This window comes from Janthinobacterium sp. GW823-FHT03B06 (assembly GCF_058796955.1).
This window is the reverse complement of the sequence record NZ_JBXAJE010000003.1, coordinates 95669-118613: the sequence shown is the minus strand read 5'-3', so window position 1 is coordinate 118613 and position 22945 is coordinate 95669. Positions and strand designations below refer to the sequence as shown.

Genomic DNA, 22945 nt, shown 5'->3' with positions numbered 1-22945 from the left:
GCGCCCATGTTTCATATCAAATCACTTGAACTGGTGCACTGGGATTACTGGCAGCGCATCAAGAATATTCCGCTCGACGCGAAGATCATCACCATCGCGGGGCAGAACGGCTCGGGCAAGACCACCTTGCTCGATGCCTTGCGCACCCTGTTCGGCCTCGACTGCTCGATGGGGCGCACGTATAAACACTATGCGCGCCATTCGGGCCAGCAGACGGCCTGGCTGCGCGCCGTGGTCGACAACAAGAACGTGGGCAAGCAGCTGTCGAACCGGCCGTTCCGCAGCTCGGGCTTCTTCAGCGACGATGAAGTAACGCTGTTTTGCCAGATCCAGAAGAATGGCGGCGACTGGAAACGCCAGTATTTGATGCGCCCGGGCAATGTGCAGATCGAGGACATCACGGACGCCAACGACTGGCTCGGCGTGGAAAACTACCGCAAGCGCCTGGCCAATGCGGGCCTGTCGCCGGCCATGTCGAAAGTGCTGGCGCTGGAGCAGGGCGAGACGGACAAATTGTGCGAATACGCGCCGCGCCAGCTGCTCGACCTGGTGTTCCAGGTGTTCGGCGACAAGGAAGTGCTCGATGCCTACGACGAAGCCAAGCGCCACCAGCGCGATACGGAAGTGGAGCTGAAACGCTTCGAAACGGAACTCGAAGCGTCGAAGACCAACCTGGAAGGCCTGCGCCTGCGCGTGGCCAATTACCACCAGTGGGAAGGTTTACATAAGGAACGCCGCAACCTGCTGGAAGAAGTGCTGCCCAGCCTGCAATACCACGAGGCGCGCGAAAAGGCGGCCATCGCCAGCCGGCAATTGCGCGATGCGCGCAAACCGATGGCGCAGGCGGACCAGCAACTGACGGATAAACGCAATGCGCTGGCGGCGCAGGCGAAGGCCCTGTCCGACGCGCAGATGAATGAAACCCTGCTGGAGCAGGAATCGATCGGCTTGCAGAGCCGTTTGTCCTTGATCAATGCCAAGCTGAAACCGCTGGACAGCCTGCTGGAGCAGAAGGACCGTTTGCACAAGCTGGCGGCCGATTCGGGCAGCGACATCGCCGAAGTGGCGGCCCAGCTGGAGCAGAAGGAAGCGCAATTGCTGCAGCAGCGCCAGCAGCGCGACGCCTTGTCGGCCCGCATCGCGGGCGAGCAGGCGACGATTGCCGCGCTGCAAGGCAAGACGGCCATGCCGGAGCCGGACAATGTACGCGGCATGCGCCGCGCGCTGCGCGACGCGGGCATTGCACACGCCATGCTGTCGGACATCGTCGAAGTGACGGACAGCCGCTGGCAGGGCGCCGTCGAAGGCGTACTGGGCGGTTACGCCTCGGTGGTGCTGCTCGACAAGGCCAAGGATGCGGCCGCCGCCTACCGCCTGGCCGAGAAGGAGCGCTACCGCCACTTCATCGTGCCCGACCTGGTCACGGCGCCTGTCGCCAAAGACGAGAGCTTGCTGGCGGTGGTGAAATTTTCCGCGCCCGTGCCCAGCTGGCTGATCGAGCAGCTGTCGCGCATTGCACGCGTCGACTCCGTCGAAGCAGGCTTCAAGCTGGGCAACCACGAAGAGTGGATCACGCCCGAGGCGTACCACCGCGAACGCCGCGGCGGACGCTCGCTGTTCGTGGAAGCGTCGCGCTACCGCTTCGGCCAGGCTGGCCGCAGCGGCCGCCTGGAAGCACTGCTGCGCTCCTTGCCGGGCCTGGAAGGCCAGGAAGACACCTTGACCCTGGCGATCTCGAAGCTGGCGGCGGAAGTGGGCGCCTTGAAAGCGCGCATCGCCGGCGTCGATGCGGCCAAGGAACTCAGTGCGCGCCAGGAAGAATTCGCCGAAGCGCTGCGCAATTCGAAGCCGCTCAAGGAAGAGCGCCTGGAAGTGGGCGGCCGCCTGGGCGAGTTGCAAAATCTCACCAAGAACGCCACTGTGGCGCGCACGCGTGCCGATACCGTGTGGCAAAACGCACGCCTGGCCCTGTCCGAAGCGGAAGCGGGTTCGCGCCTTGGCTACAAGAAACAAATTGAACAGCGCGCCGAGCATGCGCGCGCCTTGCTGGCGCTGCGCCATGCGTGGCGCCACCTGCCGAAAAGCTGGCGCCGTCTCGCGCGCCGCGCGGCGCTTGTGGCCGAACACCAGAATGCGCACCAGGTCGACTTGCGCGTGGCCAGCCTGCAAAACAGCCTCGCGCGCGACGACTGGGAACTGGACGCCACCGTCATCGACCAGCACCACCGCCTGTCGGAGCAGCTGCATGGCCGCCAGTCGGAAACGGACGAGCGCCGCTACCAGAACAACCGCGCCATCGAAGCGACGGGCAATGCCCGCGGCGCCTACATGGAGCGCTTGCGCTACACCATCAAGACTTACAGCAAGAACATCAAGGAGCTGGGCGAACTGGCCGGCATCGAAGTGCATGCCGACCCCGTGCGCCTGGAAAACGACGATGTGCAGCTGTCGCAGGCGGGCTTGCACGTGCGCTTCAAATTCGACGGCAAGGGCGTCATCGGCATGAATGATGGCGAAGCGTCGGGCGGGCAGCAGGTCATGAAGTCGCTGGTGCTCTTGATCGGCTTGCTGAAATCGGAAGACGGTTCCGGCGGCTTCGTCTTCATCGACGAACCGTTTGCCCACCTTGATATCCGCAATATTCAATTGGTCGGCGAATTCCTGAAAAATACGGAAGCGCAATACCTGATGACGACGCCGTTGACGCACAACACGGATGTCTACGATCCCTCGGAGCTGACCTTGATCACCAGTAAGAAAAAGAAGGATACCCAATGGGCACAACCGATTTTCGTGCTGCAGCGCCGGATCGAACCCGCACCGGGCAAGGCGGCGTGATGACCGTGCGCAAGCTTGTTCTGGCCGCGGCCCTGGCGCTGGCGTGTTCGGCGCCAGCCGTGGCCAACGACGGCATCGGCTCCGTCAGCGCGGGCGGCATCCTGTTCGGCAAGACGGATGCCGTGGCCATGAAAAAGGAAGTGCTCAGCGTGAGCACGGACTTGATCAAGGTCGAGTATGAATTCCTCAATGAATCGGCCAAGGATGTGGAAGAGACGATCTTCTTCCCCTTGCCCGAATACTCTTCCGGCTACCATGGCTCGCCCACGTATTACGGCCAGCCGCAGCAGTTTACCGTCGACGTGGACGGCAAGCGCAAGGAGTATAAAACCACGTTTGTCGCCAAGCTCGGCAGCTCCGACGTGACGGCCCGCCTGCGCCAGCTGGGCTTGTCCGACGCGCAGATCGCGTATTTCCCTTCGCACACGCCGTTCGACAAGAAAGTGGTGCCGCTGACGGCCGCGCAGAGCAAGATCATGATCAAGGAGGGTCTGCTGGCCCAGCTGTACGACGAGGAGTGGGTGCCGGCCTGGACCGTGAAAGTCATCTACTTGTGGCAGCAGAAATTCCCCGCCGGTAAAGTCGTGCGCGTGCGTCATCAATATGCGCCGTTCGTCGCAGCCGGCCCCGGCGCCTCCTACCTGGGCGATGGCAATACCTTTGAAAAGAAATACTGCGGCGACAAGGCCTTCTACAAGACGTGGAACCGGCTGGCGGCCCAGCAGGGCGAAAGCGGCTTCGTCAATGCCGTGTGGGTGTCGTACATTTTGACGACGGGTAACACCTGGAAGAATGGCATCGAAGACTTCACCTTGAACCTGATCAAGGGCAAGCCGGACGAGCTGGTCAGCCTGTGCTTCCCCGGCACATTCACCAAAATCAATCCCACCACCTTGCAAGTCAAGCTGCGCAACTTCCGTCCGAAGCAGGATCTGGACGTGTACTTCGGCAATGTCGAAGGCACGGTGAGCAACGACGGCGTGGCGCCGCAGATCCGGCCATAGGAATGAGCACGCAGGAAGCGCTGGCCGCGCGCCTGCGCGCCATCGTCCGCGCCACGCCATGGTGCATACAGATGCTGCAGGCCGTGGCGCAGCTGGGCTTGCCCCACTGCTGCATCGGCGCCGGCGCCGTGCGCAAGCTCGTGTGGGACGCCTTGCACGGTTTCACCCAACCGTCGGCATTGAACGACGTCGACGTGGCGTATTTCGACGCGCACGATGTGCTTGCGGAAAGCGAGGTGCGGCTGCGCCAGCGCCTGGAAACTGTACTGCCCGGCGTGCCGTGGGAAGTGTGCAACCAGGCCCGGGTGCACCTGTGGTTTGAAGACGAGTTTGGCTATGCCGTGCCGCCCTTGCTGTCGCTCGACGACGCCATCGCTTCCTGGCCCGAGTTCGCCACGGCTGTCGGCATCTATCTGCAGCCTGACGGCGAGATCGGCATCGTCGCGCCGCATGGCCTCGATGACTTGTTCAATATGGTGATCCGGCGCAACCCGGCGCGCATCAGCGAAGACGGCTATGCGCAGCGCCTGGCCAGCAAGGATTATGCGGCGCGCTGGCCGCGCGTCACCATCATCGCCTGGAAAAATGTGGTGTAAAAAGCAATTAAATGCACTGTGGATACAAATTGCCTATAATTGCCAATTTTCCAATAGTGCTTTCCTGATCCCATGTCCTTCTTGATTTCCATGCCGCTGCGCCGCCTCGGCCGCCTGTTCTGCCTTTCCTCCGCCCTCGTGGCGCCCGCCGCCTGGGCCGACAGCTACACCGATTTCCAGCAGGCCAGCGGCCAGCTGGAAGCGCTGATGGCCAAGGCGACGCCGCACAGCGGCTTGCCGCGCCTGGGCGACCCTGGCGTGGCGCAGCTGTTTGCGCAGATCGCCGACGGCCCGCGCCTGTTCCAGGCGCCCGTCGCGGCGCTGCAGGACGTGAACGAAAGCGTGGCCGTGTGCGAAAAGGCCATGCGGCTGGGCAAAACATACTATGCGTTTGGCCTGGAACGGCCGTTGCCGCTGTCCGGCGCCGAGCTGCAGCAGGCGCGCAAGGAACAAGTGACGCAGAACCTGGCCAATTATGGCGATGAAATGAGCAGCTTGTTTGCTTTCAGCATGCATTGCCATGGCCATTTGATCGGACTGATGGAGCAGGAATTCAGCGCCCAGCCGGCCGATGCGGTGAGCGGGCCCGAGCGTCTGCGCGCGCGGGCGTTCAGCAAGAACACGGCCATTGTTTTCACGAGCGTGGTGCAGTTCGTGCAAGTGCCGTTCTGGAACGTGGCGCAAAAGAAGCGGATGCTGGAAGCGGCGGCGCAGCACGCCACGGCGAATGCCAATCTGATGGCGCCTCCCTTGCGCGAGCGTTTGCTGGCCAGCCTGGCCGATGCGGACAAGGATCTCGATCCGGCCCTGGCGCCGGTGCTGGCGACGATACGCCAGGCGCTGTCGGTGACGACGTGTACTGGCCTGTGCCAGTACTACTGAGTTACTCGGCGGCCTGCAGCGGCTTGTTGCGCTGGCGCCAGCGCACGAGGCCCCACGCATACACGGCGTAGTAGCCGATGACGAGGCCGTAGGCGGCCATGGTCAGCGGGCTCTGTCCGAACGGCGGCGGCGGCACGGGCACGTCCAGGCGCGTGTTCAGGTAGATTTCCATGCCGCGGTACAGCAAGCGGGCGATGAACAGCATCGTGATGGCCAGGCCCAGATAGCGGTGCTGGGTAAAAAAGAAATCCTTGCCGACTTGCTCGAAACGCGTCAGCTTCAGGCCCAGCACACCGAGCCAGCCGCCGGCCAGCGCGGCCGCGCCAAGGCTCGACAGGGGCAGCAGCTCGAATTTCGTCGTCGTCGCCAGGAACAGCAGCAGCGCGGGAAACGCGACCGCCACGCTCCAGTGCCGCCACAGCTGCGACTTCTGGCGCGCCACCAGTTTCTTCAGGCGCGAATAAATGCGCCAGACCAGCAGCGGGACCAGGAACAGCAGGGCGAGGGTAGTGGTTTCCATGTAGGCAATCGGGTGCGGGTAAAACAGCGATTGTAAGCCAGATGGGGATGGGCGGCGATGCTTGTCAAACGGTAAAAGTTGCTGGTTGACATTTACTTGGCCTGAACGCACTATGCCCTGTCACAAAGCGCCGCCATGAGCGGCGCGGTGCGCTCGCTTGTTGTCACCACCTTCATACACTGGAGTTCCATGTCTACACGTTTGCCTTTGCTGCCCATCACTGTCGGCTTGATGGCCTCGTCTTCCCTGGCCATGGCGCAAGATGGCGCTTATCAAGCCCCGCCCGCGCCCCTGCAAGCCATCGTCGATGCGCCGCGCGCGCCGACCCTGAGCCTGAGCCCGAAACGCAACCTGGCCGCCGTGCTGCCCACGCCATCCTTGCCCGGCATCAGCGAAGTGGCGCAGCCGGAACTGAAGCTGGCGGGCTTGCGCATCAATCCGCGCACGTATTCGGCCAGCCGCTTCAGTTTCCACACGGGACTGGGCTTGCTCGACATCGATACGCAGAAGGAAATCAAGGTCAGCGGCTTGCCCGCAGCGCCCCGCATCGCCGACCTGGCCTGGTCGCCCGACCAGCGCTACCTGGCGTTTACGCACATCGCCTTTGCCGATCCCGCCAGGGGCGTGAAGGAGTCGGGCGTGGAACTGTGGCTGCTCGACGTGCAGACGAAAGCGGCGCGCAAGCTGTCCAGCACCCCCCTGTCGGCCGTGTATGGCCGCGGCTTTTCCTGGATGCCAGACAGCAAGACCTTGCTGGTGCAGCTGAAACCGGCCAAGCTCGGCGCGGCGCCCGTGGCCAGCGGCATCCCGACGGGCCCGTCCATCCAGGACAGCGTGCCGGGCGGCGGCGTCAAGCAATTGCGCACCTATCCGGACTTGCTGAAAAACGAACAGGATGCGCAGCTGTTCGAACACTACATCACGGTGCAGCTGGCCTTGCTGGACGTGGCGGGCAAGCAGCGCCTGGTCGGCCAGCCGGGCCAGTTCTCGCGCGTGTCGGCCTCACCCGATGGCAAGCACCTGCTGACGACCAGCCTCGTGCGTCCATACTCCTACATCGTGCCGGCGCACGACTTCGGCCACAAGATCGACGTGCGCGACCTGAATGGCAAGGTGGAACACGCGGTGGCGGCCCTGCCGCTGGAAGAAGGCTTGCCGCCGGGCAATGATGCCGTGTCCGCCGGCGTGCGCTCCGTCAGCTGGAGGGTCGATGCGCCCGCCACCCTGGTGTGGGCCGAAGCGCAGGACGGTGGCGACCCGGCCATGGCGGCCGAAATCCGCGACATCGTCTACACGCAGGCGGCGCCGTTTACCAGCAAACCGGCCGTGCTGGCCAGGCTCGGTTCGCGCTACGCGGGCGTGGCCTGGGGCCGCGGCGATCTGGCCCTGCTCGGCGAAGCGTGGTACAAGACGCGCGCCGTCAAGCAGTGGCGCATTGCGCCAGATCAACCGTCCACGCCGGCCGACCTCGTGTACGCGGGATCGTTCGAAGACCGCTACAACGATCCGGGCCAGCCCGTCATGCGCACGGACGCGGCCGGCTTGCCGCGTTTGCTCATCGCCGCTGACGGTTCCATCCTGCTCGACGGCCAGGGCGCATCGAAGGAGGGCGACCGGCCGTTCATCGACCGCCTGAACCTGGCGACGAAGCAGAAGGAGCGCCTGTTCCAGAGCGCCGCCCCCTACTATGAAAACGTGGTGGCCGTGCTGGACGAGGATGGCAGCCGTTTGCTGTCGACGCGCGAATCGCCGACCGAGCAGCCGAATTACTATGTGCGCAATCTGAAACAGCAGGGCGCCGCGCAGTTGACGGCCCTCACGCATTTCCCCCATCCCCTGCCGCAACTGAAGGACGTGCAGAAAGAGCTGATCCGCTACAAGCGCGCCGACGGCGTGGACCTGACGGCGACATTGATGCTGCCGCCGAACTACGACGTCAAGCGCGACGGCCCGCTGCCGACCCTGATGTGGGCGTATCCGCAGGAATTCAAGACGGCCAGCGCCGCCAGCCAGACCAAGGGCTCGCCGTACAAATTCAATGCCGTCAGCTACTGGGGCCCGGCCGCCTTCCTGTCCATGGGCTACGCCGTGCTCGACAATCCATCGTTCCCCATCGTCGGCAATGGCGAGCAGGAGCCGAACGACACGTATCTGCCGCAGCTGGTGGCCGATGCCGAGGCGGCCGTCGACGAGGTGGTGCGCCGTGGCGTGTCCGACCGCAACCGCATCGCCATCGGCGGCCACTCGTATGGCGCCTTTATGACGGGCAACCTGCTGGCGCACACGCGGCTGTTCCGCGCCGGCATCGCCCGCAGCGGCGCCTACAACCGCACCCTGACGCCGTTCGGCTTCCAGGCCGAAGAGCGCTCGTTCTGGCAGGCGCCGGCCGTCTACCAGGCCATGTCGCCGTTTAATTATGCGGACAAGATCAAGGATGCGCTGTTGATGATCCATGGCGAGCAGGACAACAACTCGGGCACCTTCCCCATCCAGAGCGAGCGCATGTTCCAGGCCGTCAAGGGACTGGGCGGCACGGCGCGCCTGGTGATGCTGCCGAACGAGAGCCACGGCTACCGCGCGCGCGAATCGATCATGCAGATGCTGTATGAAAGCAACAACTGGCTGGAGAAATATGTGAAGAACGCGGCGCCGCCGGCCGCCGACGTCAAGCCGGCCGGCAAATAAGGGCGGCGGCGCGCAACTCGTGGTATGGTCTTCCTTTGTCTGCAGGGAGGCCAGCCATGACCGTCATCCATGCCCACCGCGCGCCCGACCCGGCGCCCGTCGATGAACCCATGCCGGCGCCGGAGCCGCAAGAAGCGCCCGGGCGCCACCCGGGGCCCGTGCACCCGGTGCCGCAGGAAGATCCTGTGCCGCACCCGCATCCTAATCTCGTCAAGAAAGGCTGTTTTAGATGGCAATTGTCAAGGAAGTCTACACACGCAAAGTCAGCGGAGAATCGTTCGACTATGAACTCGATTACACCCAGGGCGCGGACGTGGCCTGGATTGCGCGCGTGTACCACGACGGCGTGCTGAAAGGCTCGCCGCACGGCGCGCTGACGGCCAACGTGCTGTCCGGCCCCGCGCTGGAGCAATATCTGCGCGCGTATGTCGAAGGCATGATCGAGCGGGGGCTCGACGTGGCCGAGTAAGTGAGTGCCGGGGTCAGACCCGCCGGGTCTGACCCCAGTATTTTCTTGGGTTGGCAGTAGAAACAGCAAAGGGCGCCGAGGCGCCCTTTGTTGTTTCGGTGGTGTCGGATTACGCGGCTGCGCCGCGAATCCGACCTACGTGGAGGCACATGGGCCGTAGGTCGGATTAGCGGGGCCACGCCCCGCGTAATCCGACAACATTGTTGGCCGCCATTCTAGTCAAACGCCCACGTATACAACACGTCCAGCGCATTGTTCGTGCCCGTCTGGAACTGCAAAGTGATGCGGCGGTTCAGTTTGTAGCGCAGCTTGACCAGGCTCGTCGCCGTGCTCGTGCCTTGCTCGAACGTCAGGTAGGCGCGCGACGACAGGCGCTTGCCGACGGTGACGACCGTGCTTTCCAGCCCTTGCGCCTGCGACAGGCCCACTTCGTCGAGGCCCAGCGAATTGGCCAGCTTGCCCTGCAAGCCGCCGCCGGAGCCGCCGAAGAGGGCGCCTGCGGCCGTCGTCAAGAGCGCCATTTCATCGCCGGCCGCCGTTTCCGCGCCGTGGCCGAGAATCAGCCAGGCCAGCTTGTCGCTGTCCGACACGCTCGGCGTGGACACCAGCTTGGCCGTCGGCGCCTGCGCCGTGCCGCGCACTTCCACGCCCGCTTCCACGTTCGTTTCCGACAGCGCTTCGCCTTCGGGACGCTTGCGCACGGCCAGGATATTCAGTGACGGGTTGTCGTAGGCGCCCGTGAAGGCGATCAGGCCCCGCTCGATCGACAGCTTCTGTCCATACGCGGCGTACTGGCCGTTCGTGACCTTGATGCTGCCCGTCACGCGCGGCGCGGCGCGGTTGATGACTCTGGCGCGCACATTGCCCGCCAGGTCGGCATCGAGCCCCATGCCGCGCAGGTGGAAGGCGTTGCCCAGGTCAAATTCCAGGTCGATATTCAGGGGCAGCGAAGGCGCTTCCTTGCTGCCCTTGACTTCCTTGCCCAGCACCACCACGTCGCTGCTTTGCGTGGGGGTATCCTGCGGCGCCAGTTCGATCAGCGCGCGGTTGGCCTTGAACTTGCCCTCGAAGCTGAAGCGCTTGTCGTTGCGCACCAGGGTACTGTTGCCTGACAACACCAGGGTCCGGTCGGGACGCGACAGCGCCTGCAGGCGGTCGGCCATCAGCTTCAGTTCCAGGCTCGCTTCGCCATTCGCAAAGCGCACCCAGCCATCGGCCTGCACCTTGCCGTCGCCGCCATCAAAGCTCAAACGCTGCAATTGCAATTGATCGCCGGCCAGCTTGGCTTGCAGCACGCCATTGCGCAATTTCAAGCCCTGGTCGGCCCAGTTCACCAGCAGCTTGCTGCCGTTGATGTCGCCATTCAATTGCGGCGCGCCGATGGTGCCGCTGCCGGACAGGGCCACCTTCAACGCGCCGCCCAGTTCCAGGCCCGGCTGGCCCGTCAGCGGCGCCAGCCACGCCAGCGAATCGATATTCGTGGTGCCCGTCAGGGAGAGGGCGCTGTCGTTGCTGATGCGCCCGCTCAGCATTTGCACGGTGGCATTGATATCGCTCTGGCCCGCGCGCGCGCCATCGAGTTTCACGGCCAGGCGCAGCTGCTGGTTGGCGACATCCACGCGCGCATCGAAGGTGCGCAAGCCCAGCGCCAGCGGCTGTTCCACGCCCACCGTCACGTCGCCTTTTTCGCGGTAGATGTGCAGCATGCCGGCCAGCGAGGGATCTTTCTGTTTCGCCGTCGGCACCTGCATGTCGAGCGACCATTGCGCGCCCAGGGTCAGGTCGCTGCGCGCATTGGCTTGCAGCGACGGGATCACTTGCGCCAGATAGGTCAGGGCCACGCCAGCCGCCTGGCCGGAACTGGTCCAGCGGGGGCCGTTCTTGACGAGGTTTTGCATGGTGATGCTGCCTGCCGGCAATTTGATGACGGTGTTGCCCACGCTGATCTGCTCGGGCTGGCCCAGGCCCGCCACGCCGCTGCCGACCGGTCCCGCCACTTTCACGGGCACGGGCGCTTGCAGCACGAGCGCATAGCGGCCCTTGTTTTGCAGGCTGTCGATGCTGCCCGTCCAGGCGGCGCCGCTCTGGCTGCCGCGGATTTGCACGGTGGCATCGAAATCGTCATTGCGCGCCGTCAAACTGACCGTATGGCTGCCGCGCGTGCCCGTCGTGCCCAGGCGGGCGCTGGCCAGCTTGAAGGTGGGCGTGCTGTAGCCCGTGATTTCCAGGCTGCTGACCATGGGGTCGAGCGCGCCCTGGCCGGCACCCACGCTGGCGCTGCCTTTCACGGCTTTCAATTGCTGGTCGCCAAAGAAGGTCAGATCCTTGCCATCGAGCGTCAGCTGCGCGGCGGGCGCGTCCATCTTGCCCGAGACGGAACCGGCCGCATGCAGCACGCCGGCAAACTTGGGACCCAGGGTCGACAGTTGCGGCGCATCGAGTTTCCATGTCAGCTGGTCCGTGGCGCCGCCCAGCGCGCCCTTGGCCAGCAAGCTGTTCGGCCCCAGGCGCAGTTCCGTATCCACGCTGTCGATGCGTTTCGCGTTGGCCGACAGCTTGGCATAGCCGGCCAGCGGCGCGTTTTGCAGGGTCGATTCGCGCAGGGCCAGGTTCAGGGCCACTTGCCAGTCGCTGGTGAGGCGGCCGCTGCCGTTGAAATCCGCATTCACGTTGCCGTTGGGCATGGATGCGCCAAACGCGGCCGGGTTGATCTTTTGCAAGGAACCCGTCATTTTCAATTCCGCCTGCTGCTTCGGCCCCGTCAAGCCCACGTCGCCGCTGGCGTGGATGGCGCTGTCGGGCGCGGGGCGCTTGCCGCTCGTTAAACCCAGTCCTTTCGCGTCGGCCACAAAGCTCGTGCGCGGCTGCTGCAGCGTGCCCTGCACCACGCCGCTGGCCAGCACCGTGCCCAGCAAGTCGCCCTGCAGGGCGGAAAGTTGCCGTGCATCGACGTTCCAGTTGAGCTTTTCGCCGGCGCCGCCAAAGTTGCCCTTGGCCGTCACGTTGTTCTTGCCAAGCGCCAACTGCACGTCGATGCCGCTGAAATGGGCCGCATCGGCCGTCAGCTTGCCCTTGCCGGTCAGGGGCTGGTCGAGCAGCTTGCTGGGGCGCACGGTGAAGTCCGCGTTCGCCAGCCACTTGGGGGCCACGTGGCCATGGGCGCGCACGTCGAGGTTCAGGTCGGCCACGGGGAAGGCGCCGAAGTCGGCGGGATTGAGGCGGCTGGTGCTGGCCACGGCCTTGAACGGTTGCTCATCCTTCAGGCTGATCTGGCCCGTCGCGTTGACGCTGCTTTTGCCTGCCTGCAAGGTTGCCTTGCGCAGTTGCACGAGCGAATCGGCCAGGGTGGCTTCCATGTCCAGGCGCAGCTTGGCTTCGCCCAGCTTGGCGCGCAGGGTTTGCGTCTTGTCGTCGCTGTCGAGCACGATGTCGCCGACGATCTTCGTGCTGTTGATGCTGCTGTAGATGTGCTGCAAGTCGATCTTGTCCGTGTGCAAGGTCAGTTGCGCATTGCCGATGGGGCCATCGACGGCGTCGCGGTTGAGTTTGCCGCCGCCCGTGAACTTGCCCGCGTTGCCGAAATCGATGATGGCCGATTCCAAGGTCGTGGCCGTCAGGGTGCCGCCCAGGCGCGCCTCGAACTGGCGCAGCGGCAGCTTTTGCTGGTCGATGGGACCCGGCGTGGCGTGGTTGAGGATGGCCAGCTTGCCCGACACCGTTTGCTTCGTCGGTCGGGTGTCGATGGCGGCATCGAGTTCCAGGCTCAGGTCCGCCTGCGGCAAGGTGGCGTCGAACTTGCCCGGATTGATGTTGCGGCCTTTGATGCTGGCCGAGCGCAGGATGATGACGGGGTCGAACGGCGCCAGCGCCAGCTGGGCGTCGGCCGTGGCCGCGCCCGCGCTGCCCTTGGCCGTGACGTTCAGTACATTCAGGTCGCCGCCCAGCTGCAGCGCCAGGGCGGCCGGTTTTTCGCCGGCGGCGGGGTTGAGCTGCGTCAAGCCCGCTTTGCCGCTGAGCTTGAACGGCTGCGTGGCGGCGATCGTCGCGCTGGCCGTGGCCTGGCCGAACGGCGTGACGGCCGAGGCATCTTCCAGCTGCCATTGCGACTTGTCGCCCGACAAGGTGAAATGGATTTTTTCAAACACCGTATTGCCGCCCGCGCTGACGAGGGTCACCTTGTCCAGGCGCGCGTCGGCAATGCCGATTTTAAAAGGCGCGGCCAGGCTGGCGGGCATGGTCGACGGTTCCTCGGACGGCGCCGTGCTTTCCACGGACAGGCTGGCCACGTGCAGTTCGCTGATGGCGATGCCTTCCGAGAAGAACTGGAACGGCGACCAGTTGATGTCGATGTTGTCGGCCGTGATGTGCTGCGTCTTGCTGCGGTAGCTGACGTGGCCCAGGTGCATGCGGTTGTACAGCGAGCCGGACACGCCCGACACTGCGATGTCGCCGCCGCTGGCGCTGGCCACTTTTTGCACCAGCATCTGCAAGGTCGATTCGCGGCCCAGGAACCAGAAGCCGGCGCCCAGCAGCACGGCCAGGCTGGCGACGGCGATCAGCACATAGCGCACCCAGCGGCGCGGTTTTTTCGCCGGCGGTGGCGGCGCGGCGCCGTTGGGGGACTCGGTAGAAATATCGGACATCAGAAAGTGAATCCCAGAGAAAAGTGCAAACGGTAGGCGTGGACGGCGTGGCCATACGCCACGTCGACATTGATGGGGCCGACGGGGCTCTTGTAGCGCCCGCCCAGGCCATAGCCCGATTTCGGCGTCATGGCCGCTTTGACCGTGTCGGCCGCGTTGCCGGCGTCATAGAAGGCGGCAATGGCCCATTTCGGCTTGAACCAGTACTGGTATTCGGCGCTGCCGGTGAGCATGTAGCGCCCGCCGATGGTGGCGTCGCCTTCCTTCACGCCCAGTTCCTGGTAGCCATAGCCGCGTACCGACTGGTCGCCGCCCGCGCGGAACAGGTAGACGGCCGGCACGCCGCGTTTTTCCTTCGAGCCCAGCGCGCCCATTTCGCCGCGCACGATCAGCTCGCCCTTTTCGCCGAGCGGACGGTAATACACGGCCTTGCCGGCCACGCGCACGAAGCGCTCGTCCGTCAGCAGGGGCAGCAGGGCGCCGCCCACCTGGGCGTTGATGACGTAGCCCTTGGTGGGGAACAGCAGGCTGTCGAGGCTGCGCTTGGTGATGGCATAAGTCAGCGGCAAGCTCTTGCTGCGCGTCTGTTCCAGGCCCACCACCGTCTTGTCTTCGCTGAGGAACTCGAACGTCAGGCTGCGCTCGAGGTTGGTGCCGCCCCAGTTGCGCTTGGCCGAGATGGTGGTGACGGCCGTGATTTCATTGGAAATATCGCTGCGCTCGAACGAGGCGCCCGCACTGTCGTTGTAGCCGCGCTCGGTGGTCGGAAAGTAAAAATTGGCGTGCGCTGCCTGTTTCTTCGTTTCCATGGTGATCGCGCTCTTGAAGCGCGTGCCCCATACGTTGAGGTTGTCATAGTTGAGCTGGGCACGATTCCCCGTATTCGTACTGAAACCGAGACCGGCGCTGACGTTCTGCTGCTTGTTTTCCGTCACGCGCACGACCAGCGGCAGCTGCGGCGCGGGGCCGCGGTTGGCGGGCCTGGCTTCTGGCGCGGCGCCGGCGGCCTCGGCCTGCTGGCTTTCCTGGCCCGCCTCGATCTGCTCGCCCAGGATGCTGCTCATGTCGGCACTGACTTCCACGCTGGCAAAGTAGCCCGTGTCCTGCAGGCGCGCCTGGAACGATTGCAGCGCCGATTCGCTGTAATAGTCGCCCGGGCGTATCTTGTCGAGGTTGCGGATGATGCTGGCATCGTAGCGTTTCAAGCCTTCGATGCGCAGCTCGCCGAAGCGCAGCTCGGGGCCGCTGTCGAGCACCACCAGCAAGGAGACCTTGTGCGTTTCCGGGTCGACCACGGCTTGCGTATCGACCAGCTGGGCGCGCGGGTAGCGCGTCTGCACCACTTCGCGCAGCAGCGCGCGCTTGGCCGCTTCCCATTCCGCCTGGCGGAACACGCTGCCCGTCTTCAGGGCCCAGCTGCGTTTCAGGGCTTCCGTATCGTAGGGTTCGGAAGCGGCCAGCGGCGGCGTGGGATCGAAGCCGCGCAATTCCAGCTCGACCTTGTCGATGGTCACCGGCTGGCCCGGATCGACGTCAACGATGACGACGGGTTTGGCGCCCGTCGTGTCGACGCGCACCGTGACGACGGGCGTGTAGTAGCCGGCCGTGGCGATGAGGTTTTTGGCTTGCTCGGGCGTATCGCGCACGAGGCGCTGCAATTGCTCGCGGTCCATGCGCGGGTTGCCGCGGAAGCGTTCCAGGTCCAGGTTTTTTTCCAGCAGTTCATCGAGGTCGCCGGGGGCGTTGACCTTGACCTCGTACTGCAGCGGGGCGGGCGCCGTTTCCGTGGCGCTGGCGCTCTCTGGAGCAGCATCTTGCGTGGCCTCCTGGGCCCCGGCATGGGCGATGGGAAACAGCGAGATGACACTGCCGGCGGCCGCCAGTGTCAGTTGACCCATTGCTTTTGTCACTACTTGTGCCAAAATTCGTGGTCGTATCGCCTTGCCGGCAGCCGTATGCCGTATGGGTCGTGCAGAAAACATGGTGCTCCAGATGAGTAAATGCTGACTGCATGTTACCGGAATAGGTAAACTGATGGCGGACGAATAAGTATTTTTTGCGCTGGGAATCATGTTTCTCCGCGCACAATTGGAACAGAATCAAACTGAAAAGAAAGAAATTATGCTAGCAACGGACTCCGCACTGGTGCTCTTTAGCGGTGGACAAGATTCCACCACCTGCCTGGCCTGGGCTCTCAAGCACTATAGCCGAGTGGAAACCATCGGTTTTGACTATGGACAGCGCCATGCGATCGAACTGACCGTGCGTCCCGGCGTGCTCGAGCAGATGCGCCGGCAGTCGCCCGAGTGGGACAGCCGCCTGGGCCAGGACCACATGATCGACCTGTCATTGATTTCCGCCATTTCCGATACGGCCATGACGCAGAACGTCGAGATCGTCATGCAGGAAAACGGCTTGCCGAACACCTTCGTGCCCGGCCGCAACTTGCTGTTCATGACGGTAGCCGCCACCGTGGCCTACCGCCGCGGCTTGACGGTGCTGGTGGGCGGCATGTGCGAGACGGATTTTTCCGGCTACCCGGATTGCCGCGACGACACAATGAAAGCGCTGCAAGTGGCCCTGAACCTGGGCATGAATACGCGCCTGAAGCTGGAAACGCCGCTGATGTGGCTGGACAAGGCGCAAAGCTGGGACCTGGCGGAAGACCTGGGCGGCCAGCCGCTGGTCGACCTGATCCGCAGCGGTACGCACACCTGCTACCTGGGTGAGCGTGGCGAATTGCACGACTGGGGCTACGGCTGCGGCACTTGCCCCGCCTGCTCCCTGCGCGCGAACGGCTACCAGCAATACGCGGCGAGGAAGGCGGCGAAACCGGCCCTGAAATAATCAGTTTGCGCCGTTTCTTCAAGCGGCGCGGCAGGGGGACAAGCCATGCTGTGGTTTTTGCCACAGGAGAACCTTGCCATGACATCCCTCTTTGCCGCGCTGTACGGCCCCGTCTTCTGGGCCGGCTTCATCGGCGCCGCCAGTTACCTGATCGCGGTGTGCCACTATTCGTTCTGGGTCTTGCCGCCCTTGCTGTTGCTGGCGCTGCTCACGTCCCTTCTTGCCGAACGCTATCTGCCGTATGACGGCGCGTGGAACCACGCGCACGGCGAAGGCTGGCGCGACGTGCTGCACGCGCTCGTCAATGAAGCGCTATATCTGCTCGGCCTGGCTGCCTTTCCCTTGCTGGCAGGACACCTGGCGCTGGGCGCGTTCTGGCCCAGCGCGTGGCCGTTCTGGGCGCAGCTGCTGCTGGCCATCCTTATCGCCGACTGCGGCATTACCCTGGTGCATTACCTGAGCCACCGTTTTTATTTTCTGTGGAAACTGCATGCCGTGCACCACAGCGTGCAGCGCCTGTATGGTTTCAATGGATGGATGAAACACCCGCTGCATTTGCTGCTGGAAGCGGCGGGCGGCATGCTGCCCTTGCTGCTGCTGGGCATACCTGAGCGTGTCATGGCCGTGCTGGCGTTTGCCGTGGCGATCCAGCTGTTGCTGCAGCACGCGAACGTCGATATGCGCATGGGGCCGCTGCGCCACGTGTTTGCCTGGGCGCCGCTGCACCGTTTTCATCACATGAAATACGGCACGGCCGGCGACGTGAATTTCGGCCTGTTTTTTACGTGCTGGGACCGCCTGCTGGGCACCTGTTTCGACGCCCCGGGCTACCGCATGCGGAGCGAGGACCTGGGCATCGGCAGCCGGCCCGATTACCCCGTCGCATATGGGGCGCAATTGATCGAGCCGTTCCGCGCGGAAGAGGGCGTGCGCGCGCCCGAGCTGCCGGCCGGCTTGCGCAACGGGTCGTAGCCGGCAGGTCAATCGAGCAACTTGACGTCGAGCTGGCGCAAGCTGCGGTCGGCGCGCACGCCGAACAGGCTGCGCATGGTGCGCGAAAAATGCGCGGCATCGGCAAAGCCGGCGCCGTGGGCCGCGTCCGTCAGAGTGCTGCCGAGCAAGATAAAACGGATGGCCAGGCGCAAGCGGCGCCACAGCACCAGCCGCCGCACGGGCAAGCCCAGCTGGGCGCTGAACAGGCGTTCCAGCTGGCTCAGCGACAAATGCGCGGCCCCGGCCACGGCGGCCGCGCTGACCTTGCCCGACAACAATATGTCGACCTGCTCCAGCGCGCGCCGCACGCGGGCGTCGGACAGGATTTCCCGGGGCTGGGCCTGCAGGGCGGCGGCGATGCCGTCCAGGGTGGGAGCGCCTGCGCCGCCGGCGGCCGCCAGCAAGGCTGCACCGCCCAGGCGCTGCGGTTCCGCATAGATGGTCAGCATGGGCGCCGGTGCGGCGACGATGGCGTGCGGGCGCAGGCTTTCGACCAGCAAGTGCCGCGCCGTGTGGACGATGCCGTCGAGCTCGGCCGTGAAGGGCGCGCCCGTGCTCAGCATCAGCTGGTGCGCATAATGGGCGTGACTGTCCGTGGCGCCCGCTGCGCCATGCAAGATGGCAAAATCCGGCGCCAGCCACAGTGTTCCCTGCCAGCTATCGTGCTGCAAACGCGGCTCCCTGATGATGGATGACGGGGCGATCATAGCAGCCGGCGGGAATGGTTTTCATGGCATTGAATTTTCCTGGAGTACACATCATTGCATCGATGAAATATGTGGTCTTTTTAATACAATATTCGGCATTGCAAGGGCGCCCGCTGTAACGTACTATCATTCTCATCGACTACCGATGGTAATCGTGCAGCCCGCTGCCAGCCATGTTGCCGGCAGTGTCGCGGTTTGATGTCGTCCTGCCTGTCAGCCTGCCATGTCTACACGCGCGTCTTCGTCGTGGTTTGCCCGGCCAGTGTCGCACTGGGTGGGGCCGCGCGCCTTGGCCACGCTGGTGCTGGCGCTGTGCCTGGGATTGACGTATGGCGCCTGGCGCAATGCCCACGACGCCAGCGAACAGCAGGTGCAGGCCGATTTCGATTTCCGCGTGCGCGAACTGGTGAACAACATCGCCGGCCGCATGCGGACCTATATCCAGGTGCTGCACGGGGTGCAGGGACTGTATGCCAGTTCGCAGGAAGTCACGCGCCGCGAATTCCATGCCTATCTGGCGGTGCAGCAGGTCGACCGAAACTTTCCCGGCATTCACGGCATCGGCTACCTGCCGCTGGTGCCCGGCGCCGCCCTGGCGCGGCACGAGGCCAGCGTACGCGCGGAAGGCTATCCCGGCTATGCCGTGCGTCCGTTCGGCCAGCGGGCCTGGCATGCGCCCATCACGTATCTGGAACCTTTAAGCGACAGCAACCTGCTGGCCTTCGGCTATGACATCTGGTCCGAATCCGTGCGCCGCACCGCGCTCGAGCAGGCGCGCGACACTGGCCAGGCCGCCATGACAGGCAAGATACACCTGGTGCAGGATGGCGGCAGCGACCAGGCGCATGGTTTCCTGGTTGTGCTGCCCGTGTATGACAACGGCTTGCCGCATGCCAGCGTGGAGCAGCGGCGCGCCGCCTTGCGCGCCTGGGTGTTTGCGCCGTTCCGCATGGGCGACCTGATGGCGGGCGTGGGCGGCGAGGCGGCGCGCCAGCTGGACCTGGAAATCTATGACGGCGCGCAGCTGGCCGAGGCGGCCCTGATGTACGACAGCCTGCCGGGCGGCTTGTCCTCTGCCGCCTCGGACAGCCTGTTATCGCGGCAAGTCATCACCATCGCCGGCCGGCCGTGGACCTTGCGCGTGCGCGCCATGCCGGGCTTCGATGGCGAGCTGCTGGCGCGGCCGCGCCTGGTGGCCTGGACCGGTTTGCTGGCCAGCATCGTGCTGGCGCTGGCGGCCTGGCTGCTGGCGGCGGGCCGCGCCCGCGCCCAGGTGGCGCTGGCGCGCTCGAGCGAGCTGGCCGGCCAGCTCGAGCAGGGGCAGGCGAGCGTGCTGGCGATGGCCGAGGCGGCGCAACGGAGCCAGGCCATGCTGCGCAGCATCCTCGATTCGACCATCGACGGCATTCTGGTCGACAACATCAATGGCCGCATCTTTACCTCGAACCGGCGTTTCCGCGACCTGTGGCAAGTGCCCGACGCGCTCGACTGGCAAGCCGATGGCGCGGCGCTGGTGCGCCATGTGGAAAGTCAGCTGGAGCAGGCTGCACCTTTCTTGGGAGCACGCGCCCATGCGCCGCACGGCCACCGCGAGCGGCGCGACGTGCTGCACCTGCGCGATGGGCGGGTGGTCGAACAATATGTGCGCAGCATGCAGTTAGGCAATGAGCAGGCGCGCCTGTGGACCTTCCGCGATATCAGCGAGCGCAGCCAGATGGAGCGGCGCGAGCATACGCGGCGGCAAGTGCTGGAAATGCTGGCCACGGGCGCGCCGCTGGAACGGGTGCTGGAAAGCGTGGTGCTCAGCGTGCAAGCCGACCATCCCGCCATGCTGTGCAGCATCTTGCTGCTCGATGAAAGCCGCCACCGCCTGGTGCTGGGCGCGGCGCCGAGCTTGCCCGCGTTTTTCAACCTGTCCAGCCACGGCCACGACCTCGACACCTTGCAGGGCGTGCATGGCATCGCCGCGCAAGCCGTGCGCGACGGCCAGCGCGTGATCGTGGGCGACCTGCATGCCAATGTGCAGGAAACGATGGAACTGGCGTACCGGGCCCAGCTGCAATCATGCTGGGCCGAGCCCGTGCGTGGCGGCTCGGGCAAGCTGCTCGGGGTGCTGATGGCGTATCACCGCCAGCCGACCTTGCCGGGCGCGGCGCATCTGGCGCGGCTCAGCGAGGCGGCGCACCTGGCCGGCATGGCCATCGAGCAGGCGCAGGTGGCGCTGGCCCTGCGCGCCGGCGAAGCGCGTTTCCGCAGCCTGTACGACCACGCGCCCGTGGCCCTGTGGGAACAGGACTGGTCGGCCGTGCGCGCCGCGCTCGACGCGCTCGAGCAGGCGGGCGTGCGCGACCTGGGCGCCCACTTCCAGGCCAATCCGGATGCGCTGCGGAAGCTGGCGGGCCTGGTGCGCATCATCGATGCGAACGGCGCCGCGCTGGCGCAGGTGCGCGCCAACGAGGACGACCAGCGCCGCGGTGCGCTGAGCCTGGCACAGAATTTCGATGACAGCGCCTTGCCCCGTTTCGGCGATGCGTTGCTGGCGCTGGCTGGCGGCGCCCACCTGTACGAGTGCGAAAGCAGCTTCGTGCGTCTCGACGGCGCGGCGCGGCAAAATGAATTGAGCCTGCTGGTGATGCCCGGGCATGCGGACAGCCTCGATTTCGTCATGGTGTCTTCGCTCGATATCACCGAGCGCAAGCGCATGAACGCGGAACTGCTGCAGCTGGCCACCACGGATTTCCTGACCGGCTTGCCGAACCGCCGTCACTTCATGGCGTCGCTGGAAAACGAGCATGCCCGCTTGCAGCGCGAGCTGGCCAGCTGCGCCAGCGTGCTGATGCTCGACATCGATCACTTCAAGCGCGTCAACGACGAGCATGGCCACGCCGTGGGCGATGCCGTGCTGCGCCACCTGGGCGCGCTGATGTGCCAGGCGCTGCGCAAGGTCGACGTACCGGGCCGCGTGGGCGGCGAGGAATTCGCCATCTTGCTGCCGGGCACGGATCTGAGCGCCGCCGCCGTGTTTGCCGAACGGCTGCGCCGGCGCGTGGCGGAAAGTTCGCTGACCATCGATGGCGGCATTGTGCTCACCATCACGGTGAGCATCGGCATGGCCGCCATGGTCGGTACCGATGCTGATTGCGACGCCGTGCTGGCGCGCGCCGACGAGGCGCTGTACCGGGCCAAGCGGGGCGGGCGCAACCGCATCGAACAGAATGACGGCGGCGGCGACGGCGTGCTCAGCAAGTTCATGGCGCAGTGATTACAGGCTGTGCTGACGCGTCTGTGCCTGATTGCGGTTGCGGCTGACGATCAGCCAGACGATGGCGACGGGAATCAAGAGCGGCAGCAGCACGGGCGTGCTCAAGGCCAGCGCCAGCGCCACGCACAGGGCCACGACGGCGATCAGCACCACGCCCACGCCGGCCAGCACCACGCCCGTGACGACGGCGCCGCATACCAGCGCAATGGCGGCGATCAGCAAGCCGCCGCCGGCAAACACCAGGCCGAACAGCCACTCCAGCGGTCCGTCGATCTCGTCGCCGTTGAGCTGCATGTGCATGTCCGTGGCGCCGATCTTGTCGAGGAACAGGCAGGCGAGCATGACGATGAGGACGAAGGTGAGCAATTTTTTCATGGTAAGCCTCGGTGTGTGGGTGATCGGGTATTGCATGGTCACACTGTAGGCGCGTGCCCCGCTTGCCGCCAGCGGCGTGCGACAGGCCGTCATTTTCACGGTATGGAAGGCGCTGGCGGCCAGAAAACACTGATTTGGAACAAGATTTCTTTTCTTGTAATGTGCGCAAGCCGTCCTATACTGAACACCTCAGTCTCGCAAGGAGGGCAACATGCTTTTGTTTGCAGATACCGGGGATCAATCGCTATCCCTTTTTCACCATCGAACCACGCGCCAGCGTAGCGCCACGCAGTCCTGCGCCGAGCCTGTCGGCGCGCCATCGGCGATCCCGCCGATCATCATCAATCCTTTTAATTATCATGCGCCGCTGCCGGCCATCGACCCGCGCTGGATACCGCCCGGCCCGCCGCTGACCTGGCCCAACCGGCCTGCCATGTCCATGTGCTGACAGTTGCCTGGGAAGATGCCGGACGGAAGCATTGAACGTTCACCCATGCCGCCGTGAAGGCGGCACGGGCGGGCGTTTTCGACTATCATGCTAGCCCCGACCTTCCATCACGAGCACCGCCATGAGTACCGATTTCCCCGACTTTTCCGACGAAGCCGCCGAGCACGACAATGACGCCCCGATCCAGGAGCCGCGCCTGTGGGTAGGCAATGGCTGGACGGCGCGCGTGATCAAGAACGAGGAAGATGAAGGCTGGGCCGTGGCCATGATCAAGGATGGCGAACCGGAGCCGGCCCTCGTGGGCCCGTGGACCATGGGCCGCGACAAGAAAAACCCGAAGCCGCTCGACGTCAACGCCTTCAACACCCTGGTCAAGACGGCGTCCGAGGTACTGCGCCGCCACGAGCAGCAGCTGCATGCGCAACTGCACAAGAACCTGTTCGTCGCCACCGACGAGGGGCAGATCAAGGTGATGTTCGACATCGTGCCCGACGAAGACCACCCGTACGCGGAACTGAGCGCCTACGACGCCGACGGCGAACAGATCGCCAAGGTGCGCACCTCGGCCGCGTTCAAGTTCAACGCCACGTCCGCCGCGAACTGGATCGAAGGCGGCTACCGCCGGCCCTAAGCTGCATATTGTTGGCGCTGGTGCTGGTGTCGGATGACGCTCCTT

At 64.8% G+C, this 22945-nt stretch carries 16 protein-coding genes; 11 read left to right on the top strand and 5 right to left on the bottom strand.

The genetic code is table 11. The features are described from left to right. Positions 1-6 precede the first annotated feature (6 nt). From AC1RBA_RS11495 to AC1RBA_RS11480, 4 genes are all read left to right on the top strand, one after another. A complete protein-coding gene (locus AC1RBA_RS11495; RefSeq protein ID WP_492418267.1) occupies positions 7-2838 on the top strand; it encodes an ATP-binding protein in 2832 nt (943 codons plus the stop codon). Next, entirely contained in the window at positions 2838-3842 is a 1005-nt protein-coding gene (locus tag AC1RBA_RS11490) for a DUF4424 family protein (protein ID WP_492418265.1), read from the top strand. The genes AC1RBA_RS11495 and AC1RBA_RS11490 overlap by 1 nt, the downstream gene beginning before the upstream one ends. Positions 3843-3844: 2 nt before the next feature. Further along, the gene (locus AC1RBA_RS11485; RefSeq protein ID WP_492418263.1) at positions 3845-4438 is read left to right on the top strand and encodes a nucleotidyltransferase family protein; all 594 of its coding nucleotides are present in this window, start codon (positions 3845-3847) and stop codon (positions 4436-4438) included. A gap of 72 nt (positions 4439-4510) precedes the next feature. Then, complete coding sequence (locus tag AC1RBA_RS11480) at positions 4511-5320, top strand: hypothetical protein (RefSeq protein ID WP_492418261.1); 810 nt, start codon at positions 4511-4513, stop codon at positions 5318-5320. Between the two features lies 1 nt (position 5321). Here AC1RBA_RS11480 and AC1RBA_RS11475 read toward each other — a convergent pair whose 3' ends face one another. After that, positions 5322-5840 (bottom strand): CcdC protein domain-containing protein, encoded by a 519-nt coding sequence (locus AC1RBA_RS11475; RefSeq protein ID WP_436543403.1) that lies wholly within the window; start codon positions 5838-5840, stop codon positions 5322-5324. Between the two features lie 189 nt (positions 5841-6029). Here AC1RBA_RS11475 and AC1RBA_RS11470 point away from each other — a divergent pair, with 189 nt between their 5' ends. Continuing rightward, the gene (locus tag AC1RBA_RS11470; protein WP_492418259.1) at positions 6030-8525 is read left to right on the top strand and encodes an alpha/beta hydrolase family protein; all 2496 of its coding nucleotides are present in this window, start codon (positions 6030-6032) and stop codon (positions 8523-8525) included. Between the two features lie 229 nt (positions 8526-8754). Further along, positions 8755-8994 carry a hypothetical protein gene (locus tag AC1RBA_RS11465; RefSeq protein WP_034753464.1) on the top strand — a complete coding sequence of 80 codons (240 nt, stop codon included), beginning with the start codon at positions 8755-8757 and terminating at the stop codon, positions 8992-8994. A gap of 215 nt (positions 8995-9209) precedes the next feature. Here AC1RBA_RS11465 and AC1RBA_RS11460 read toward each other — a convergent pair whose 3' ends face one another. After that, on the bottom strand, positions 9210-13637 hold the full coding sequence (locus tag AC1RBA_RS11460; RefSeq protein WP_492418257.1) for a translocation/assembly module TamB domain-containing protein: 4428 nt from the start codon (positions 13635-13637) through the stop codon (positions 9210-9212). Further along, on the bottom strand, positions 13637-15535 hold the full coding sequence (locus AC1RBA_RS11455; protein WP_070292401.1) for an autotransporter assembly complex protein TamA: 1899 nt from the start codon (positions 15533-15535) through the stop codon (positions 13637-13639). The genes AC1RBA_RS11460 and AC1RBA_RS11455 overlap by 1 nt, the downstream gene beginning before the upstream one ends. Before the next feature lie 223 nt (positions 15536-15758). Between AC1RBA_RS11455 and queC the strand changes: the two genes are divergently transcribed. Next, the gene (gene queC, locus AC1RBA_RS11450) at positions 15759-16484 is read left to right on the top strand and encodes a 7-cyano-7-deazaguanine synthase QueC (RefSeq protein ID WP_070217781.1); all 726 of its coding nucleotides are present in this window, start codon (positions 15759-15761) and stop codon (positions 16482-16484) included. Positions 16485-16562: 78 nt separating this feature from the next. Next, a complete protein-coding gene (locus AC1RBA_RS11445; RefSeq protein WP_492418255.1) occupies positions 16563-17456 on the top strand; it encodes a sterol desaturase family protein in 894 nt (297 codons plus the stop codon). An 8-nt stretch (positions 17457-17464) separates the two neighbouring features. Here AC1RBA_RS11445 and AC1RBA_RS11440 read toward each other — a convergent pair whose 3' ends face one another. After that, the gene (locus AC1RBA_RS11440) at positions 17465-18148 is read right to left on the bottom strand and encodes a helix-turn-helix domain-containing protein (RefSeq protein ID WP_492418253.1); all 684 of its coding nucleotides are present in this window, start codon (positions 18146-18148) and stop codon (positions 17465-17467) included. 259 nt (positions 18149-18407) lie between these two features. On the opposite strand from AC1RBA_RS11440, the gene AC1RBA_RS11435 reads away from it, so the two are divergent. Continuing rightward, entirely contained in the window at positions 18408-21446 is a 3039-nt protein-coding gene (locus AC1RBA_RS11435; protein ID WP_492418251.1) for a sensor domain-containing diguanylate cyclase, read from the top strand. On the opposite strand, the gene AC1RBA_RS11430 is transcribed toward AC1RBA_RS11435, so the two are convergent. Then, positions 21447-21821 carry a hypothetical protein gene (locus AC1RBA_RS11430; RefSeq protein WP_492418249.1) on the bottom strand — a complete coding sequence of 125 codons (375 nt, stop codon included), beginning with the start codon at positions 21819-21821 and terminating at the stop codon, positions 21447-21449. It lies immediately after the preceding gene. Between the two features lie 211 nt (positions 21822-22032). Between AC1RBA_RS11430 and AC1RBA_RS11425 the strand changes: the two genes are divergently transcribed. Both AC1RBA_RS11425 and AC1RBA_RS11420 read left to right on the top strand, forming a co-directional pair. After that, the gene (locus AC1RBA_RS11425) at positions 22033-22269 is read left to right on the top strand and encodes a hypothetical protein (RefSeq protein WP_143449926.1); all 237 of its coding nucleotides are present in this window, start codon (positions 22033-22035) and stop codon (positions 22267-22269) included. Positions 22270-22390: 121 nt separating this feature from the next. Next, on the top strand, positions 22391-22900 hold the full coding sequence (locus AC1RBA_RS11420) for a hypothetical protein (protein ID WP_070292404.1): 510 nt from the start codon (positions 22391-22393) through the stop codon (positions 22898-22900). Positions 22901-22945 lie beyond the last annotated feature (45 nt).

Bases quoted from the DNA above. Each gene is read 5' to 3' on its own strand.
- AC1RBA_RS11495 (WP_492418267.1), top strand. From the start codon at position 7: ATGTTTCATATCAAATCACTTGAACTGGTGCACTGGGATTACTGGCAG.
- AC1RBA_RS11490 (WP_492418265.1), top strand. From the start codon at position 2,838: ATGACCGTGCGCAAGCTTGTTCTGGCCGCGGCCCTGGCGCTGGCGTGT.
- AC1RBA_RS11485 (WP_492418263.1), top strand. From the start codon at position 3,845: ATGAGCACGCAGGAAGCGCTGGCCGCGCGCCTGCGCGCCATCGTCCGC.
- AC1RBA_RS11480 (WP_492418261.1), top strand. From the start codon at position 4,511: ATGTCCTTCTTGATTTCCATGCCGCTGCGCCGCCTCGGCCGCCTGTTC.
- AC1RBA_RS11475 (WP_436543403.1), bottom strand. From the start codon at position 5,840: ATGGAAACCACTACCCTCGCCCTGCTGTTCCTGGTCCCGCTGCTGGTC.
- AC1RBA_RS11470 (WP_492418259.1), top strand. From the start codon at position 6,030: ATGTCTACACGTTTGCCTTTGCTGCCCATCACTGTCGGCTTGATGGCC.
- AC1RBA_RS11465 (WP_034753464.1), top strand. From the start codon at position 8,755: ATGGCAATTGTCAAGGAAGTCTACACACGCAAAGTCAGCGGAGAATCG.
- AC1RBA_RS11460 (WP_492418257.1), bottom strand. From the start codon at position 13,637: ATGTCCGATATTTCTACCGAGTCCCCCAACGGCGCCGCGCCGCCACCG.
- AC1RBA_RS11455 (WP_070292401.1), bottom strand. From the start codon at position 15,535: ATGGGTCAACTGACACTGGCGGCCGCCGGCAGTGTCATCTCGCTGTTT.
- queC (WP_070217781.1), top strand. From the start codon at position 15,759: ATGCTAGCAACGGACTCCGCACTGGTGCTCTTTAGCGGTGGACAAGAT.
- AC1RBA_RS11445 (WP_492418255.1), top strand. From the start codon at position 16,563: ATGACATCCCTCTTTGCCGCGCTGTACGGCCCCGTCTTCTGGGCCGGC.
- AC1RBA_RS11435 (WP_492418251.1), top strand. From the start codon at position 18,408: ATGTCTACACGCGCGTCTTCGTCGTGGTTTGCCCGGCCAGTGTCGCAC.
- AC1RBA_RS11430 (WP_492418249.1), bottom strand. From the start codon at position 21,821: ATGAAAAAATTGCTCACCTTCGTCCTCATCGTCATGCTCGCCTGCCTG.
- AC1RBA_RS11425 (WP_143449926.1), top strand. From the start codon at position 22,033: ATGCTTTTGTTTGCAGATACCGGGGATCAATCGCTATCCCTTTTTCAC.
- AC1RBA_RS11420 (WP_070292404.1), top strand. From the start codon at position 22,391: ATGAGTACCGATTTCCCCGACTTTTCCGACGAAGCCGCCGAGCACGAC.